This is a genomic window from Streptomyces sp. SAJ15 (genome assembly GCF_007595705.1).
In the GTDB taxonomy this organism is placed as follows: Bacteria; Actinomycetota; Actinomycetes; order Streptomycetales; family Streptomycetaceae; genus Streptomyces.
Map to the genome: position 1 here is coordinate 1 of NZ_NISY01000035.1, position 4,763 is coordinate 4,763.

Sequence of the window (4,763 nt, forward strand, 5' to 3'; positions counted from 1 at the left end):
GGGGCCTGTTCGATGATGACGTGGGCGTTGGTGCCGCTGACGCCGAAGGACGAGACACCGGCCCGGCGAGGCCGCTCGGCACGAGGCCAGGCGACCGGCTCGCTCAGCAGCCGCACCTCGCCCGTCGACCAGTCGACATGCGGCGTCGGCTCATCGACATGCAGACTCCGCGGCAACACCCCATGCCCAAGCGCCAACACCATCTTGATCACACCGGCGACCCCCGCCGCCGCCTGCGTATGCCCGATGTTCGACTTCACCGACCCCAACCACAACGGGCTCTCCGCCGAACGATCCCGCCCATAGGTCGCCAGAATCGCCTGCGCCTCGATCGGATCACCCAGCCTCGTCCCCGTCCCGTGCCCCTCCACCGCATCCACCTCGGCAGCCGCCACACCCGCGTTCGCCAACGCCTGCCGGATCACCCGCTGCTGCGACGGACCGTTCGGCGCCGTCAACCCATGACCAGCAGCATGCCGACGCCTTCCGACCAGCCGACGCCGTCGGCCCCGGCGGCGTAGGGCTTGCACCGGCCGTCGGGGGCGAGCCCGCGCTGCCGGGAGAACTCCACGAACACCCCGGGCGTGGACATCACCGTCACCCCACCCGCCAACGCCAGCGAGCACTCCCCCGACCGCAACGACTGACACGCCAGATGCAACGCCACCAACGACGACGAACACGCCGTGTCCACCGTCACCGCCGGCCCCTCGAAACCGAAGCTGTACGAGAGGCGACCGGACAGCGCGCTGCCGGAGACGCCGGTCATCGCAAAGCCTTCGAGGTCCTCGCCGCCGTGCCGCAGCAGGTCGACGTAGTCCTGTTGGGCGATCCCGGCGAAGACGCCGGTGCGGCTGCCGCGCAGCCCGGCCGGATCCAGCCCCGCCCCCTCCAACGCCTCCCACGACGTCTCCAACAACAACCGCTGCTGCGGATCCATCGCCAACGCCTCACGCGGCGAGATCCCGAAGAACCCCGCATCGAACTCCGCCGCGTCATACAGAAACCCACCCTCCCGGGTGTACGTGGTCCCGGGCCGTTCGGGGTCGGGGTCGTAGAGCGCTTCGACGTCCCAGCCACGGTCGACGGGGAGGCCGGCGATGGCGTCGCCGCCCGCCGCCAGCAACTCCCAGAACTCGGCCGGCGAGCCCACCCCACCCGGGAACCGACAGGCCATCCCCACCACGGCGATCGGCTCGTCCGTCACCGCCGGACGGTGCTCGGCGGCCGGGGGCCCGGCGGCGGCCGGCGCGGCGCCGAAGAGCCGTTCCCACGCGTGGTGGGCGAGCGCGGTGGGGTGGGGGTGGTCGAACACCGCGGTGGCGGGCAGCCGCAGCCCGGTCGTGAGGTTCAGCCGGTTGCGCAGCTCCACGGCGGTCAGCGAGTCGAAGCCCAGCTCCCGGAAGGCCCGCTCGGCCGGGACCCCGGCGGCCGTGCCATGGCCGAGGACGGCGGCGGCCTGGGCGCGGACCAGCTCCACCAGCGCGCGCCGCTGCGCGGCCGGTTCCAGCCCGGCCAGCCGTCCTCGTAGCGACCCGGCGGGCTCGCCCGAGCCGGCCCCCGCGGCCTCCCAGGCCGCCCGCGCCTCGGGGATGCCGTCGATCAGCGGGTCGGGGCCGGCGGCGGACGCGTGCTCGACGAAGGCCCGCCAGTCGATGTCCGCGACGGTCACACAGGTCTCGTCGTGGTCCAGCGCACGGCCCAGCGCCTCCAGCGCCAGCCGGGGGTCCATGGCCGCCATGCCGCGGCGGCGCAGACGGTCCACGTCGGCGCCGGTGCCGGTGGCGGTGCCAGCGGCGGCGCTGACGGCCGCGTCCGCCATGCCGCCCCCGGCCCAGGCGCCCCACGCCACGGCGAGGCCGGGCAGTCCAAGGGCGCGGCGATGCCGGATCAGCGCCTCCAGTTCGCTGTTGGCCGCGGCGTAGCCGGCCTGGCCCACCGAGCCGAAGGTGGCGGCCGCCGACGAGAACGCCACGAAGGCCGACAGGTCGGCGTCGCGCGTCAGCTCGTGCAGATGCCAGGCCCCGACGGCCTTGGCCCGCCGCGCCGCCTCCAGCCGCTCGGGGGTGAGCGTGGCCACCACGCCGTCGTCCAGGGCGCCGGCCGCGTGCACCACGGCGGTCAGCGGGGCGTCCTCGGGGACGTCGGCGAGGGCCTGCGCGAGCGCGGCGCGGTCGGCCACGTCGCAGGCCGTCACGGTCACCGTCGCGCCCAGTCCGGTCAGTTCCTCCCGGAGCGTGGCGACCCCGTCGGCGTCCGCGCCGCGCCGACTCAGCAGCAGCAGATGGACGGGGCCGCGACCCGCCAGCCAGCGGGCCACGTGCGCCCCGAGCCCGCCCGTACCGCCGGTGATCAGCACGGTGCCGCGCGGTCGCCATGGGTGCCCGGGCGGCGCCTCGCCCAGCGGGGCGCGCTCCAGACGGCGTCCGTAGACCCCCGACGCGCGCACCGCGGACTCCCGCTCGCCTCCACCGAGCGCCGCCACCAGGCCCCGTACCGCGCGTGCGTCCGGGTCCGCGGAGAGGTCCACCAGCCCGCCCCACGTCTCCGGGGCCTCCAGGCCGACCACCCGGCCCAGACCCCAGGCGTGGGCGGACCCCGGCGACACCGGCTCGTCCGCCGCGCCCACCGAGACGGCGCCGCTGGTGACGCACCAGAGTCGGGCCGTGATGTCCAGATCGGCCAGCGCCTGGGCCGTCGCCAGAAGGAGCGCCCCGGGGGCCGGGGCGCCACCGACCAGCAACAGCACCCCGCCGAGCCCGCCGTCGGGGCTCGACAGGTCCGGTCCGGTGGTCAGCCGCTCGGCCAGGGCTCCGCGGTCGGCGGGCGTCTCGAGCAGGGGCACGGCCGTCACCCGCGCCCCGGCACGCTCCAGCCCGGCGACGACCGGTCCCCCGTCCGCGCCGTCCGCGACCAGCACCAGCCAACGCCCCGTCAGCACTCCGGGGCCTCCGGCGCCTGTCGGCCGCCACACCTCCCGGTAGCGCCACCGGTCCACCGCGCCACGGTCGCGACACCCCTGCCACCAGGAGCCCAGCGCGGGCACCAGGGTCCCCAACGAGGCCCCCTCGTCCACCCCGAGCAGGGCGCTCACACGGGACACATCGCCGCGCTCCACCGCCTCCCACAGCGGCCCCTCGGCGCCGCCCGGACCCGCACCCGCGGCCGACGCGCCGGTCCCGTGCCCCGCGCCGGCGTCCAGCCAGTACCGCTCCCGCTCGAAGGCGTACGTCGGCAGGGGCACGCTCCCCCGCACTCCGGGCGCGACCCACCCCATGGCCGCCGCCCAGTCGACCGGCACACCCGAGACGAAGAGCCGCGCGAGGGCGGTGACGAAGGTCCGGGACTCGGCGCGGTCGGGGCGCAGGACCGGCACCAGGACGACATCCTCGGCTTCCGAAGCCCCCTCTTCTGCCGGGCCTCGCTCCTCGGCCGACTCCGGCGCGTCCGCGGCGGCGAGAGCCGTCTGCGCCATGCCGCACAGCGTTCCGTCCGGCCCGAGCTCCAGGAAGGTGCGCACCCCCTGGGAGCGCACCCACGCCATGCCGTCACCGAAGCGCACCGCCGCGCGAGCGTGGCGCACCCAGTACTCCGGGGTGCGGAACTCCTCGGCGGGCAGCGGGGCGCCGGTCACGTTCGAGACGACCGGGATGCGCGGCGGGTGGTACGTCACGGAGGCCGCGACCCGGTGGAAGTCCTCGAGCATCGCGTCCATGCGGGGCGAGTGGAAGGCGTGGCTGACCCGCAGCCGTCGGGTGCGGCGACCGCGCTCCTCGAAGCGGCCGGCCAGTGCCAGCACGACGTCCTCGTCTCCGGACAGCACCACCGAACGCGGGCCGTTCACCGCGGCCAGCCCCACCCTGGCGCTCAGCGGACGGCCGGCTTCATCGGCCGGATCGGCCTCCGCCAGCAGCAGCCGAGCCTCGCCCTCCGACGCCTCGACCGCGACCATCGCCCCGCCCTCGGGGAGCGCCTGCATCAGCCGGCCGCGGGCCACCACCAGGCGCGCCGCGTCCGCCAGCGAGAGCACACCCGCCACATGCGCGGCGGCCAGCTCTCCCACGGAGTGCCCGAGCAGATACCGGGGGGTGATCCCACAGCTCTCCACCAGCCGGTACAGCGCGACTTCGAGTGCGAAGAGCGCGGGCTGGGCGAGTTCGGTGCGCGCGCACTCCCCGGAGGCGGCCGCGTCGAGAGCGGACGTGTCGTCCGCGAGGAGGAGCTTCCGCACGTCGGGGCCGTCCACCGTGGCGTACTCGGCGCACACGGCGTCGAAGGCGTCGGCGAAGGCGGGGAACGCCGGGTACAGCTCGCGTCCCATGCCGATGCGCTGCGTCCCCTGGCCGGTGAAGAGCACCGCCACGGCGGGCTCTTCGGATCCGGGCTCGGCCGGGCTCTCCACCAGTTCGGGAGCCGGGGTGCCGGCGGCGAGGGCGTCCAGGCCGCGCTCGATCCCGTCGTGGTCCTCGGCGACGATCACCGCGCGGCGTTCTAACGTGGAGCGCTCGGTGGCGAGGGAGTGGGCCACGTCGGGCAGTGCGCGGTGGTCGGCGAGGAACTCCCGCAGCCTGCGTGCCTGCCCGCGCAGCGCCCCCTCCGAGCGTGCGGAGAGCACGAACGGCACCACCGGTGAGGAAGGCTCCGCCGGGGTGGACTCCACGACGGGGTCGTCCGGGGCCTGTTCGATGATGACGTGGGCGTTGGTGCCGCTGACGCCGAAGGACGAGACACCGGCCCGGCGAGGCCGCTCGGCACGAGGCCAG

Annotated in this window: 1 pseudogene; it reads right to left on the bottom strand. The window is 75.7% G+C overall.

From position 1 onward, the window contains the following. Positions 1-4,763, bottom strand: a pseudogene (locus tag CD790_RS35435) (SDR family NAD(P)-dependent oxidoreductase); the annotation flags it as partial.